Source organism: Sinorhizobium terangae, assembly GCF_029714365.1.
Taxonomy (GTDB): domain Bacteria; phylum Pseudomonadota; class Alphaproteobacteria; order Rhizobiales; family Rhizobiaceae; genus Sinorhizobium; species Sinorhizobium terangae.
On record NZ_CP121659.1, the window covers coordinates 3,357,212 to 3,370,715 of the forward strand.

Here is a 13,504-nt window from a genome sequence, read left to right on the forward strand (position 1 = left end):
GCCGTACGCGTCGTTCACCGCGACAGTTCCTTCGTCGCGGCCTGCAGGCCGGCGAGCGTCAGCGGAAACATCCGGCCGCCGAAGAGGGCGCGGATCATGCCGATCGACTGGGTGTGGCGCCAATGCTCCTCGGGAACCGGGTTGAGCCAGATCGAGCGCGGGAAATGCGCCGTGATGCGCGTGAGCCAGAGTGCGCCGGCTTCGTCGTTCCAGTGTTCGACCGATCCGCCCGGATGGCTGATCTCGTAAGGGCTCATCGAGGCATCGCCGACGAAGATGGCGCGATAGTCGCCGCCGAAGGTGCGCAAGAGCTCCGCCGTGCGGGTCACATCGACGCGCCGGCGGCGATTGTCCTTCCACAGGCCCTCATAGACGCAATTGTGGAAGTAGAAATAGTCCATGTGCCGGAATTCGCCGCGCGCAGCCGAGAAGAGTTCTTCCACGACGCGGATATGGTCGTCCATCGATCCGCCAACGTCGAAGAACATCAGGAGCTTGACCGCGTTGCGCCGCTCCGGCCGTGTCACGACGTCGAGATAGCCATGCTCGGCGGTGGAGCGGATCGTGCCGGAAAGATCGAGTTCCTCGGCAGCGCCCTCACGCACCCAGCGCCTCAGCCGTTTCAGCGCCACCTTGATGTTGCGCGTGCCGAGTTCGACCGTGTCGTCATAGTCCCTGAATTCACGCCGGTCCCAGACCTTGACCGCGCGCCGATGACGCGAGCCCTCCTGGCCGATCCTCACCGCTTCCGGATTGTAGCCATAGGCGCCGAAAGGTGAGGTGCCGTCGGTGCCGATCCATTTCGAGCCGCCCTGATGGCGGCCGGTCTGCTCCGCAAGCCGCTGGCGCAGCGTTTCCATCAGCTTGTCGAAGCCGCCGAGCGCCTCGACGAGCTTCTTCTCCTCCTCTGTCAGGTATTTCTCGGCAAGTTTCTTCAACCACTCCTCGGGAATGATTGCCTCACCAAAGGCCTCCGATGGGGAAACCGCTTCCAGACCGGCAAAACAATGCCGGAACACCCTGTCGAACCGGTCAATGTGGCGCTCGTCCTTCACCAGCGCTGCGCGGGCGAGGAAATAGAAGGCCTCGACGTCGAAGGTCGCGATTCCCGTCTCCATTCCCTCGATCAAAGACAGGAACTCCCGGAGCGTCACCGGGACTTTCGCGGCCTTCAATTCGAGGAAGAAGGGGATGAACATCGAGGCTCAATGGTCTCCCGTGCCGATCTTTTCGAGCTCGTAGGGCGTCGTCTGGTACATCTCGTTGATCCAGTTGCCGAAAAAGAGATGCGCGTGGCTGCGCCAGCGGTTCTGCGGCGGCAGGTCCGCATCATTGTGCGGGAAATAATCGTGCGGCAGCTTGATCGGCACGCCGGCATCCACGTCGCGGAAATATTCGTCCGACAAGGAGGTCGAATCATACTCCACGTGGTTGAACATATAGAGCCGGTTGCCTTTCTTCTCGTGCACCAGGCAGACGCCCATCTCCTTCGATTCCATCAGGATTTCGAGCTCCGGCACGCGGTCGATGTCGGCGCGGCGCACCTCGGTCCAGCGTGAAACCGGCACGGCGAAATCGTCGGAAAATCCGTTCAGATAGACCGAGGAGGGTTTCAGGTTCTGGTGGCGGTAGACGCCGAAGGCCTTTTCCTTGAGCGGGTGTTTCGGAATGCCGTGGAAATGGTAGATCGCCGCCATCGCGCCCCAGCAGACGTTCATCGTCGAATGTACGTTCGTCGCCGTCCAGTCGAAGATGCGCTGCAGTTCCTTCCAGTAGGTGACGTCCTCGTATTCGAGCGTCTCGACCGGCGCGCCAGTGATGATGAAGCCGTCGAACTTGCGGCCCTTCACCTCCTCCCAGGTCTCGTAGAAGGCGAGCAGGTGATCCTCGGGCGTGTTCTTCGGCCGGTGGCCGTTGACGCGGACCAGCGTCAGCTCGACCTGCAGCGGCGTCGCGCCGATCAACCGCGCCATCTGGATCTCGGTCTTGATCTTGTTCGGCATGAGGTTCAGGAGCCCGATCTGAAGCGGGCGGATGTCCTGACGGATCGCCACGGTCTCGGTCATCACCCGCACGCCCTCATGCACAAGGGTTTCGAAGGCGGGCAGCGTATCGGGAATCTTGATGGGCATGGGGTCCACTCGATCAATACAAAAAAACCGGCGGCGAGATGATCGCGACCGGTCCTTGGAAATCCACTTTTCCTCGGCCCTTTAGCGATTTCTTTAACGTGGCTGCAAGCCGGCCGGCCAAATCACCACGGTTTGTTTGATAGCGCGGTAAGTGGCTGGCGGTCAATGAAAAACGATTCGGCTCCGTCGCGGCCGCCCCTCATCCGGCCTACCGGCCACCTTCTCCCCGCAAGCGGGGCGAAGGAGACTCGCGGCACCCTCTTAAGTCCCTCGCCCCGCTTGCAGGGAGAGGGTTAGGGTGAGGGGCAAAGGTAGGTACCATATGGATCATCCGTCGCGGCGCGCCATGAAGGCCAGGCGCTCGAAGAGATGTACATCCTGCTCGTTCTTCAACAGCGCCCCGTGCAGCTTCGGCAGCATTGTTTTTGGGTCGGCGCGCAGATCCGCCGGATCGATCTCGTCGGCGACCAGCAGCCGAATCCAGTCGAGCGCCTCGGAGGTCGAGGGTTTCTTCTTCAGCCCCGGCACTTCGCGGATGCCGTAGAAGGCGGTGAGTGCCGCCGACAGCAGCGTCTTGCGGATGCCTGGGTAGTGCACCTCGACGATGCGCGCCAGCGTCTCGGCATCGGGGAAGCGGATGTAATGGAAGAAGCAGCGGCGCAAAAAGGCGTCCGGCAGTTCCTTCTCGTTGTTGGAGGTGATGATGACGATCGGCCGGTGCCGCGCGTGGATCGTTTCGCCGGTCTCGTAGACGTGGAACTCCATCCGGTCGAACTCCTGCAGGAGGTCGTTCGGGAACTCGATGTCCGCCTTGTCGATCTCGTCGATCAGCAGCACGGTTTTCCGCGGCGCCTCGAAAGCCTGCCAGAGCTTGCCCTTGCGAATGTAGTTCTTCACGTCATTGACGCGGAGATCGCCAAGCTGGCTGTCGCGCAGCCGCGAGACGGCGTCGTATTCGTAAAGCCCCTGCTGCGCCTTGGTCGTCGACTTGACGTTCCACTCGATGAGATCGAGACCGAGGGCGGCCGCGATTTGGCGTGCAAGCTCGGTCTTGCCGGTGCCGGGCTCGCCCTTGACGAGAAGCGGACGCTCCAGCCGGATTGCCGCGTTGACGGCGATCATCAGGTCCTTGTCGGCGATATAGTCGGCCGTGCCTTCGAACTGCATGGGCTTCTCTTCGGTCTCTCTACGCTCAGTTGGAGAGCACAGGCTTCACCCGCGAAGCGCCGTAACCTCGATCTCGATCAGCATTTCCGGGCGGATGAGATCGCAGACGATCATCGTCGCCGCCGGGCGGATGTCGCCGAACATCTCGCCGAAGATCGGAAAGACCCGGTCGGCAAAGCTCGCGTCCGTGACGTAGTAATGGTTGCGCACGACATCCGAAAGCGAGAATCCGGCCTCCTTCAAGGCGCCCTCGATCGTCTTCAGGCAGTTGCGCGCCTGTTCCTCCACCGTCTCCGGCATCGTCATGGTCGCATAGTCATAACCGGTCGTACCGGAGACGAAGCACCAGTCCCCCTTGACGACGGCACGCGAATAGCCTGCCGTCTTTTCGAAAGGGGAACCGGATGAGATGAGCTTGCGCGTCATGGGCGCCCGCGCTTACGCCCAGGGGCGCGATGCGGCGTTTTTCTGCTCGAAGCTATCGATGGCGCTCGCCTTCTCCAGCGTCAGGCCGATGTCGTCGAGGCCGTTCAGAAGGCAATGGCGTTTGAAAGCATCGACCTCGAACTTGACCGAACCGCCGTCGGGGCCGGTGATTTCCTGTGCTTCCAGATCGACCGAAAGCACGGCGTTCGAGCCGCGGTTGGCATCGTCCATCAGTTTGTCGAGGTCGGCCTGGCTGACGACGATCGGCAGTATGCCGTTCTTGAAACAGTTGTTGTAGAAGATGTCGGCGAACGAGGTCGAAATAACGCAGCGGATGCCGAAATCCAGGAGCGCCCATGGCGCATGCTCGCGCGAGGAGCCGCAGCCGAAATTGTCGCCGGCAACGAGGATCTTGGCGTTCTGGTAGGCCGGCTTGTTGAGCACGAAATCCGGATTCGGCGTGCCGTCCTCGTTATAGCGGGCTTCGGCGAAAAGTCCCTTGCCAAGGCCGGTGCGCTTGATCGTCTTCAGGTAGTCCTTCGGAATGATCATGTCCGTGTCGATGTTGACGACGGGCAGGGGCGCAGCGACGCCGGTGAGCTTGACGAACTTTTCCATGACTTTGGCCTTCGATTTCAGCGGAAACGTTGGAAGAGCGTTTAGAGCAGTTTCGCGCCGAAATGAAGGAAAATCTGCGTTTGCGAGACGTCACAGATCGATGATCGTGCCGCGTCCGTCATTCCAGATCCGCATTTCGCGCCGTTCTCCGGTCGGATTCACCCGGGCGTGCGCAGGCGCGGGCTTGCCATTGAGCCTTGCGGCGATGGCGCTGCCGATCGCAACGACGGCGGCGATGCCGGCCAGAGCCACGGCAAGCGATGCGGTGAAGACGAGAGCTGCCAAGGTAATGGCAATGGCTGCGGTCGTCAGGAGAACAGAGCGAATGCTTTGCATGATCTTCAACCTTTCTGACATGCGATGTGGGAGCTCAATGCGCCTCTTGCAAGAGGTTGCCCACTTCAAAGTGTCGCAGCGACCTTGGCGCGCCCAATTGCACGCGCGGCGCTGCAGTCGCTCGTCTTGCGTAACAATCGAAAGGCGGGCACAACGGTTCCATGACAACTGTTATCGCCCATCATCATCCCGCTCGCCTGCGTCGCTCCGTGCTTTGCGTTCCGGCCGACAATGCTCGCGCCCTGGCAAAGGTGCGGCAGCTTGCCGCCGACGCCGTGATCTTCGACCTGGAGGATGCCGTCGCTCCCGAACACAAGGGCGAAGCGCTTGTCCGGCATCTTTCGAAGCACAGGCCCGATTGTGAGGTGGTCATTCGCATCAATGCGCTGGGATCAGGCTTCGGCCAGATGGATCTCACCGCCGCAGTTGCCGCCGGTCCCGACGCCATCCTTCTGCCGAAGGTCGAGAGCCCGTCGGACATCCAGGCGGCCGTCGACTGGCTTGGCGAAAATGATGCGCCTGAAAGCCTCAGGCTCTGGGCGATGATCGAAACGCCGCGCGGCCTGCTCAATGTTGCGGCAATCGCCGAGACCGGCCGCACCTTCGGCGGCAGGCTCGACTGCTTCGTCGTCGGGCTCAACGATCTCGGGAAGGACACAGGCGTTCCCGCGAATCCCGGCCGCGCCTATCTGGTGCCCTGGCTGATGCAGATCCTGCTCGCAGCGCGCGGCAGCGGGCTTGATGTCATCGATGCGGTCTACAACGATTTCCGCGACGCGGACGGTTTTGAGGCCGAATGCCGCCAGGGGCGCGACATGGGCTATGACGGCAAGATGCTCATTCACCCGGCCCAGATCGGTCCGGCGAACGAGCATTTCGGCGTCGATCAGGCGGCAGTCGAGGAGGCACGCGCGATCATCGCCGCCTTCGACCTTCCGGAAAACGCCGACAAGGGCGTGATCAATCTCCACGGCCGCATGGTCGAGCGGCTGCATCTCGACCAGGCCCTGAAACTCGCCGCCAAGGCGGACATGATCGAAAGACGAAAGGCAAAACCTTGAAACTCTACCGCTTCCTCACCGGCCCTGACGACGCCTCCTTCTGCCACAAGGTCACGGCGGCGTTGAACCAGGGATGGATGCTGCATGGTCCGCCGACCTACGCCTTCAATGCCGACACCCAGCACATGCAGTGCGGCCAGGCGGTAGTGAAGGAGGTGGCAGGCAAGGACTATCACCCGGACATGAAGCTATCGGAGCAGTGAGCAATCATTGGCACTGAGTAGTTGCCCCTCACCCTCTCCCCGCGAGGGGGGCGAGGGGGGGGACGGGAGCTTGCCGTTTGCTCTCCTCCCGTGATCGCTGCAGACAGGTGCCGCGCGTCTCATTCGCCCCGCCTGCGGGGAGAAGGTGGCCGGCAGGCCGGATGAGGGCTTACACGCGAAAGAACTTCTTGTAGTCCAAGATCGTTCAGATCTGCTGGCCCGCAAGCAGGCGCGGGTCGCGCTCGCCGGCCACACCGGCCGCCTGGCGGATGAAGAAATTCTTGAGCGACGGAATGCGATCGACGATGCCGAGGCCGACGTCGCGGGCGATCCTGATCGGTGTGATGTCGTTGGAAAACAGCCGATTCAGGACGTCCGTCGTCACCCCCATCCGGAAGGTATCGAAACGCCGCCAGATCTGATAGCGCTCGAGGACCGCGAGCGACCCGATGTCAAGGCCGAGGCGGTCCGCCTCGACGATCGTTTCGGCGAGCGCCGCCACGTCCTTGAAACCGAGATTGAGCCCCTGGCCCGAGATTGGGTGGATGCCGTGAGCGGCATCGCCCGCCAGCGCGAAGCGGGGTGCTATGAACTCCCGGGCAAGCGTCAGGCCAAGCGGAAACGCCCTGCGGCCGCCGACGACCTTGAGGTGGCCGAGCTTGTGGCCAAAGCGGCGTTCGAGCTCTTCGTCGAAGAGGAAATCGTCTGCCTTGACGAGGCGTTCGGCATCGAAGGTGCTCTCGGTCCAGACGAGGGAGGAACGGTTGTTCTTCAGCGGCAGCGTGGCAAAGGGGCCGGCGGGCAGGAAATGCTCCTCGGCCGTGCCCTCGTGCGGGCGCTCGTGCTCGACCGTCGTGACGATCCCCGACTGGCCGTAGTCGAACTCGACCACCTTGATGCCGGCCGCATCGCGCAGCCTGGAGCGAACGCCGTCGCAGGCGACCAGAAGGCGTGCCTCGAGCGTTTCGCCACCGGCAAGCGTGATCGCCACTGCGTGCTCGCGGCTCTTGAAGCTCTCGACCATCGTCGATTGCCGGATGGAAACGCCAAGGTCCTTGCAGGCGGCGCGCAGCGCGCCGACCAGTGCCGTGTTCGGAACCATATGGGCGAAGGGACGGCCATCGCCGCCGTCGCCCTCGAAGGTGAGAAAGACCGGACGAACGGGATCGGCCGCCTTCGAATCGGTGATCACCATCCTGAGGATCGGTTCGGCCTCGGGCGCAATCGCATCCCAGACGCCGAGAACATCCAGCATCCGCTCAGCGGCCGAGGCGACGGCGGACGCCCGCTCGTCCTTCTTCCAGGCGCCTTCCGGCGCACCGTCGACGACCGTGATGTCGAGATGGGGCGCCGCTTTCTTCAGCGACACGGCAAGCGACAGACCGACATAGCCGCCTCCGGCAATCAACACATCGATCATCCGCTTCTCCCGTCGCACTTTGGGCCCATCGTACTTGAGCCCCATCCCACTTGAGCATTGATCTGTGGCTATATAGATCAATGCCATCGCTGTTCCTACACCGGAGACCGCCGAAATGTCGCGCCCTGCCGAAACCGCCACGCCCATGGATGCGCTCCTTGCGATACTCGACCTCGAAAAACTGGAGGAGAACCTCTTTCGCGGCTTGAGCCCTCAGGTCGGCTGGCAACGGGTCTTCGGCGGACAGGTGATCGGCCAGGCTCTGGTGGCGGCGCAACGCACCGTCGACGAGGGCCGCTATGTGCACTCGCTGCACGCCTATTTCATGCGGCCGGGCGATCCGTCGGTCCCTATCATCTACGAGGTCGATCGCATCCGCGACGGTTCGAGCTTTGCCACCCGGCGGGTCGTGGCGATTCAGCACGGCAAGGCGATCTTCTCCATGTCGGCATCCTTCCAATACGACGAGGACGGTTTCGAGCATCAGTTCGAGATGCCGCAGGTGGCGATGCCAGAGACCCTGCCCGGCGAGCAGGAACTCAAGGAAAAGTTCCTCGTGCACGCGCCCGAGGCAATCCGCAGGTACTGGGAACGGCCGCGACCGATCGAGATTCGCCCGGTCGCGCTCGAGCACTATTTCTCGCGCGACAAGCTGCAGCCGACGCAGGATGTATGGGTGAAGGTTGTCGGCACCGTGCCCGACGAGCGCCATCTGCAGGCGGCCGTGCTCGCCTATCTCTCTGATATGACCCTGCTCGACACCTCCCTCTACGCCCACGGCACTTCGGTCTTCGACCGAAACCTGCAGGTTGCCAGTCTCGACCATGCCATGTGGTTCCACCGCCCCTCGAAGATGGATGATTGGCTGCTCTATACCCAGGACAGCCCGAGTGCGCATGGCGCCCGCGGCATGACCCGTGGCAGCCTGTTCGACCGCTCAGGGGTGTTGATTGCCTCCGTGGCGCAGGAAGGATTGATCCGCAAAAAGGCAACTGAATAATAATTGAGCATTTTTCAATTTCTGCTCATTTTTTACGCTGAAGATCTGATGATTTTTTAGCATTCCGTGGAACAATCTACCCGGAATTCTATTTTCGCACGTTTTCTCAATGACTTAATCCCTCCCGTCGAATCTGGCACGCCCCTTGAATGTCTGTTTCCGGTTGCCCGGCGCTTCGCGCGCTTAAGCAGCAAGGAGAACGGCCTCCGGCGGAGGCGGAATAGGATGGGAAACCAGATGAAAATTGTGATGGCCATTATCAAGCCGTTCAAGCTCGATGAGGTTCGCGAAGCCCTCACCCAAGTTGGCATCCAGGGGCTGACCGTAACCGAAGTGAAGGGCTACGGCCGCCAGAAGGGGCACACCGAAATTTACCGCGGCACCGAATACGCCGTGAGCTTCCTGCCGAAGCTCAAGGTCGAGATCGCCGTGCCGTCGGAGATCGTCGACAAGGCCGTCGACGCGATCGCCTCTGCCGCCAAGACCGGCCAGATCGGCGACGGCAAGATCTTTGTCTACGCGATCGACCATGCCGTGCGCATCCGCACCGGCGAAACCGATTCAGAAGCGTTGTAAACCACGCCGTTCAGGGAGCATTTCTCAGATGTCATCGTTCAAACTTTCCACCTCTCTTGGACGCCTGGGCGCAACCGCTGCCGCCCTGCTTGCGCCGGTCGTCGCCTTCGCCCAGGAGACGGCCCCTGCCGCCGCCGAGGCCGTTGCGGCAACGCCGGTTCCCGACAAGGGCGACACCACCTGGATGCTGCTGTCGACCATTCTCGTGCTGCTCATGACCGTTCCGGGGCTGGCACTCTTCTACGGCGGTCTCGTGCGCGCCAAGAACATGCTCTCGGTGCTGATGCAGGTTCTGATGATCACCGCCGTCGTCATGATCATCTGGGTGACCTACGGCTATTCGTTGGCCTTCACCGATGGCGGCTCGCTCAACTCCTTCGTCGGCGGCTTCTCCAAGATGTTCCTCGCCGGCGTCGACACGACGACGCTCGCGGAAAGCTTCTCTAAGGGCGTCTTCATTCCCGAATACGTCTTCGTCGTGTTCCAGATGACCTTCGCCTGCATCACGCCGGCGCTGATCGTCGGTGCTTTCGCCGAACGCATCAAGTTCTCGGCCGTCATGCTCTTCGTCGTCCTGTGGGTCACCTTCGTCTACTTCCCGGTCGCCCACATGGTCTGGTTCTGGGGCGGTCCGAGCGCCTATACGGCTCCGACCGGCCTGATCTTCTCCTTCGGCGCAATCGACTTTGCCGGCGGCACTGTCGTCCACATCAATGCCGGTATCGCGGGCCTCGTCGGCGCCATCCTGCTTGGCAAGCGCACGGGCTACAAAAAGGAGATCATGGCACCGCATTCGATGACGCTCACCATGGTCGGCGCCTCGCTGCTGTGGGTCGGCTGGTTCGGCTTCAATGCCGGCTCCAACCTGGAAGCCAACGCCTATGCGGCGCTCGCCATGATCAACACCTTCCTCGCTACGGCCGCCGCAATCATCTCCTGGGCCGTGGTTGAAACGCTCGTCCGCGGCAAGGCCTCGATGCTCGGCGCTGCCTCGGGCGCCGTTGCCGGCCTCGTCGCTGTCACGCCGGCTGCCGGTTTCGCCGGCCCGATGGGCGCGATCGTTCTCGGCCTCGCCGTCTCGCCGGTCTGCTACTTCTTCGTCGACGTCGTGAAGAACAAGTTCAACTATGACGACAGCCTCGACGTGTTCGGCATCCACGGCGTCGGCGGCATCCTCGGCGCGATCGGAACCGGCATCCTCGTCAACCCGGCACTCGGCGGCGCAGGCATCGTCGACTATTCGACCGCCGACTTCGCCGCGGGCTATGCTGGCACGGCAACGCAGGTCTGGGCGCAGCTCAAGGGCGTCCTCGTCACCGTCGTCTGGTCCGGCATCGGCTCGGCCATCCTCTACAAGGTAGTCGACGCGATCGTCGGTCTGCGCGTCTCGGTCGAAGCCGAGCGTGAGGGTCTCGACCTCTCCTCGCACGGCGAAGCCGCGTACCACGCAAGCTAAGCGATTGCGGCGCCCGAAAGCGGCGCCGCCGACAGTCCCGTCGCGGTCCGTCCGGTTATTGCGGACCGCCACTGGCCCGGATCCAAAGATCCGGGCCTTTTTTAGCGACTCCATTGTTCCCTCCATGAGCAAATCCGCTAAATTCGCGGCACACGCTCATGGTTAATGTCGTATTAACCCTGCTCCGCTTAGGTTGATTCCATCGCACGCAATGTGCCCGAAGCACCCGCTCACACGCTCTTCGAACGTGGGAGAGATGCTCCGGAACCAAGTTACTGGAACGTCCCCATGGCCTACCCATGGACGCGCGACGCTCCGAAGGATCGACACGGGCAACAGGCAATATGAGCAGAAGCAATCCCGCAACGCTTGACGGCCGTTCCAACCGGTTCGTGCTGGCGACTTTCGTTTGGCGTCAGATCGCCTCGCTGGCAGGTTTTGCCCTGTTTGGCGCGCTGGCGCTTGCCGTCGCCGCGCTTTCGACATGGAACGTGTCCGATCCGAGCTTCTCCTACGCGACCTCGGAGGAACCGACCAACGTGCTCGGCCATGCCGGCGCCGCCTTCGCCGACATCTTCATGCAGTTCTTCGGGCTGGCGAGCGTCGTCGCGCTGCTTCCCGCTGTCGCCTGGGCGCTTGTCCTCATCGGCGGCAAGCCGTTCGACAAGGTCTTCAAACGCCTCGGCTTCTGGTTCGTCGGCTCCGTACTCGCGGGCGCGGCGCTGAGCTGCGTTCCGGCACCGATCACCTGGCCGCTACCGAACGGTCTCGGCGGTGTCTTCGGCGATATGATCCTGCGCTTCCCCGCCCTTTTCACCGGCGCCTTCCCGACCGGCACCTTCGCGACCGTTCTCGCCTGCCTTTTCGCTGTCCCGGCTGCCTGGTGCCTGATCTATAGCGCCGGCCTCATCGGCGTCAGCGAAGAGCAGGAGGAAGAGCCGGCGGAGGAAGTCGCACCCAGCAAGGCCCGCACCATCGGCGAGGAACTCGACGACGAGGATGCTGGCGGCCCCTTGACGCTACTCATGGGCTCGCTTGCCCATATGCGCTTTACGCTTGAAGCCCGCCTGCGGCGTGCCTTCGGCATGAGCAGCAAGCGGAACACCAAACGCCAGTATGACGAGCCCTATGACTTCAACAACGACGAATTCGGCACGCTGAACGAACCCGTGCGGCCGAAGCCGCTCACCGGCCGTGTCGAGCCTTCCCTTGACCGCGCGGAGCGCCGCGTGGTGACACCGCCGCCGATCATGGCTGACGATGACGATCCGCCTTTCGACCTCGACGAGCAGCGCCCTGCGGGCATACTGCCGGATGACGACGACGATGACATTGCCGCCGATTGGGCGCCGAGAGCGGCTCCGCCGAAGGCGGGGCTTGCCAAGGCCGGATCCCGCGTCGCGTCGCCGGCGCCGCGCCCCAAATCGGGCCAGCGCATCGAGCGCGAGGCGCAGCGCTCGTTCGTCGAGGACGACGGCGAATTCACGCTGCCGCCGATGCAATTCCTCGCCGAACCGAAGAACATTGCCCGCGATCCCTCGCTCTCGTCCGACGCGCTCGAACAGAACGCCCGCATGCTCGAGGGCGTGCTGGAGGACTTCGGCGTCAAGGGCGAGATCATCCATGTCCGCCCAGGCCCGGTAGTGACGCTTTACGAACTGGAGCCGGCTCCGGGCATCAAATCCTCCCGCGTCATCGGCCTTGCCGACGACATCGCCCGTTCGATGAGCGCGATCGCCGCCCGTGTCGCAGTCGTCCCCGGCCGCAACGCCATCGGCATCGAGTTGCCGAACCAGCGGCGCGAAACGGTCTACCTGCGCGAGCTGATCGGCTCGCGCGACTTCGAGACGACCAAGACCAGGCTCGCCATGGCGCTCGGCAAGACGATCGGCGGCGAGCCCGTCATCGCCGATCTTGCAAAGATGCCGCATCTGCTCGTCGCCGGTACCACCGGTTCGGGCAAATCGGTGGCGATCAACACCATGATCCTGTCGCTGCTCTATCGGCTCAGGCCCGACCAGTGCCGCCTGATCATGATCGACCCGAAGATGCTGGAACTCTCCGTCTATGACGGCATTCCGCACCTGCTCTCGCCGGTCGTGACCGACCCGAAGAAGGCCGTCGTCGCGCTGAAATGGACCGTGCGCGAGATGGAAGAGCGCTACAAGAAGATGTCGAAGATCGGTGTGCGCAACATCGACGGCTTCAACACACGCGTCGAGCAGGCGCTCGCCAAGGGCGAAGCGATCACCCGCACGGTTCAGACCGGTTTCGATCGCCAGACGGGCGAAGCGATGTACGAGACGGAGGAATTCGATCTCACGCCGCTGCCCTATATCGTCGTGATCATCGACGAAATGGCCGACCTGATGATGGTCGCGGGCAAGGATATCGAGGGCGCCGTCCAGCGGCTCGCCCAGATGGCGCGCGCCGCCGGCATCCACGTCATCATGGCAACCCAGCGTCCCTCGGTCGACGTCATCACCGGCACGATCAAGGCCAACTTCCCGACGCGCATCTCCTTCCAGGTCACCTCGAAGATCGACAGCCGCACGATCCTCGGCGAGCAGGGCGCCGAACAACTGCTCGGCATGGGCGACATGCTCTACATGGCCGGCGGCGGGCGCATCCAGCGCGTGCACGGCCCCTTCGTTTCCGACACGGAGGTGGAGGAAGTGGTGGCTTACCTGAAGACCCAGGGCGTGCCGCAATATCTCGATGCGATCACCGAGGACGATGGCGAGGACGAGGACGGCGGCGGTCCGGCCGGCACCTCCAACCTCGCCGATTCCGACGATCCTTACGATCAGGCGGTGGCGATCGTGCTGCGCGATGGCAAGGCCTCGACCTCCTACGTGCAGCGACGCCTCGGTATCGGCTATAATCGTGCCGCCTCGCTGATCGAACGCATGGAGCAGGAAGGCATCATCGGACCGGCGAACCATGCCGGCAAGCGCGAGATCCTGGTGCCGACCGAGGCGGAAATCACCGGCCGGTAATCCGGCCCTCATCGCCGGCCGCCATGACGCGCGGCCGGTAACGGTCATTTGAAACGACGCCCCTTGCGGCATCGGTGAGCGCCTTGAAGGCGCCCCACTTGCTCTTCAAA

The 13,504-nt window shown here is 62.8% G+C and carries 14 protein-coding genes and 1 riboswitch; of the genes, 6 read left to right on the top strand and 8 right to left on the bottom strand.

The features are described from left to right. Positions 1-14: 14 nt before the first annotated feature. From QA637_RS15920 to QA637_RS15945, 6 genes are all read right to left on the bottom strand, one after another. Positions 15-1,199, bottom strand: a complete 1,185-nt coding sequence (locus tag QA637_RS15920; protein ID WP_153436748.1) for a vWA domain-containing protein — start codon at positions 1,197-1,199, stop codon at positions 15-17. Positions 1,200-1,205: 6 nt separating this feature from the next. Further along, positions 1,206-2,132 (bottom strand): homoserine O-acetyltransferase MetA, encoded by a 927-nt coding sequence (gene metA, locus QA637_RS15925; RefSeq protein WP_153436749.1) that lies wholly within the window; start codon positions 2,130-2,132, stop codon positions 1,206-1,208. 61 nt (positions 2,133-2,193) lie between these two features. Further along, a riboswitch (SAM riboswitch) is annotated at positions 2,194-2,271 on the bottom strand. Between the two features lie 188 nt (positions 2,272-2,459). Beyond that, on the bottom strand, positions 2,460-3,299 hold the full coding sequence (locus QA637_RS15930; protein WP_283062289.1) for an AAA family ATPase: 840 nt from the start codon (positions 3,297-3,299) through the stop codon (positions 2,460-2,462). 45 nt (positions 3,300-3,344) lie between these two features. Beyond that, positions 3,345-3,725, bottom strand: a complete 381-nt coding sequence (locus QA637_RS15935) for a RidA family protein (RefSeq protein ID WP_153436751.1) — start codon at positions 3,723-3,725, stop codon at positions 3,345-3,347. A gap of 12 nt (positions 3,726-3,737) precedes the next feature. Beyond that, the gene (gene leuD, locus QA637_RS15940; RefSeq protein WP_153436752.1) at positions 3,738-4,343 is read right to left on the bottom strand and encodes a 3-isopropylmalate dehydratase small subunit; all 606 of its coding nucleotides are present in this window, start codon (positions 4,341-4,343) and stop codon (positions 3,738-3,740) included. A gap of 90 nt (positions 4,344-4,433) precedes the next feature. After that, positions 4,434-4,679, bottom strand: coding sequence for a hypothetical protein (locus tag QA637_RS15945; protein WP_153436753.1), 246 nt, complete (start codon positions 4,677-4,679; stop codon positions 4,434-4,436). Positions 4,680-4,840: 161 nt separating this feature from the next. On the opposite strand from QA637_RS15945, the gene QA637_RS15950 reads away from it, so the two are divergent. Beyond that, positions 4,841-5,740, top strand: a complete 900-nt coding sequence (locus QA637_RS15950; RefSeq protein ID WP_153436754.1) for an HpcH/HpaI aldolase/citrate lyase family protein — start codon at positions 4,841-4,843, stop codon at positions 5,738-5,740. Then, entirely contained in the window at positions 5,737-5,943 is a 207-nt protein-coding gene (locus QA637_RS15955) for a DUF1737 domain-containing protein (RefSeq protein WP_153436755.1), read from the top strand. The genes QA637_RS15950 and QA637_RS15955 overlap by 4 nt, the downstream gene beginning before the upstream one ends. A gap of 205 nt (positions 5,944-6,148) precedes the next feature. On the opposite strand, the gene QA637_RS15960 is transcribed toward QA637_RS15955, so the two are convergent. Continuing rightward, positions 6,149-7,363 carry a ubiquinone biosynthesis hydroxylase gene (locus QA637_RS15960; protein WP_234886742.1) on the bottom strand — a complete coding sequence of 405 codons (1,215 nt, stop codon included), beginning with the start codon at positions 7,361-7,363 and terminating at the stop codon, positions 6,149-6,151. A gap of 115 nt (positions 7,364-7,478) precedes the next feature. Here QA637_RS15960 and tesB point away from each other — a divergent pair, with 115 nt between their 5' ends. The 4 genes from tesB to QA637_RS15980 all read left to right on the top strand — a co-directional run bounded on the left by tesB (position 7,479) and on the right by QA637_RS15980 (position 13,394). Next, positions 7,479-8,363, top strand: coding sequence for an acyl-CoA thioesterase II (gene tesB, locus QA637_RS15965; RefSeq protein ID WP_153436756.1), 885 nt, complete (start codon positions 7,479-7,481; stop codon positions 8,361-8,363). A gap of 225 nt (positions 8,364-8,588) precedes the next feature. Continuing rightward, positions 8,589-8,939, top strand: a complete 351-nt coding sequence (locus QA637_RS15970; protein WP_167528132.1) for a P-II family nitrogen regulator — start codon at positions 8,589-8,591, stop codon at positions 8,937-8,939. A 28-nt stretch (positions 8,940-8,967) separates the two neighbouring features. Beyond that, a complete protein-coding gene (locus QA637_RS15975) occupies positions 8,968-10,395 on the top strand; it encodes an ammonium transporter (protein WP_153436758.1) in 1,428 nt (475 codons plus the stop codon). A 344-nt stretch (positions 10,396-10,739) separates the two neighbouring features. Then, positions 10,740-13,394 carry an FtsK/SpoIIIE family DNA translocase gene (locus QA637_RS15980; RefSeq protein WP_153436759.1) on the top strand — a complete coding sequence of 885 codons (2,655 nt, stop codon included), beginning with the start codon at positions 10,740-10,742 and terminating at the stop codon, positions 13,392-13,394. Here the strand turns inward: QA637_RS15980 and QA637_RS15985 are convergent. After that, on the bottom strand, positions 13,381-13,503 hold the full coding sequence (locus tag QA637_RS15985; RefSeq protein WP_283062293.1) for a hypothetical protein: 123 nt from the start codon (positions 13,501-13,503) through the stop codon (positions 13,381-13,383). The genes QA637_RS15980 and QA637_RS15985 overlap by 14 nt on opposite strands. Position 13,504: the final 1 nt, after the last annotated feature.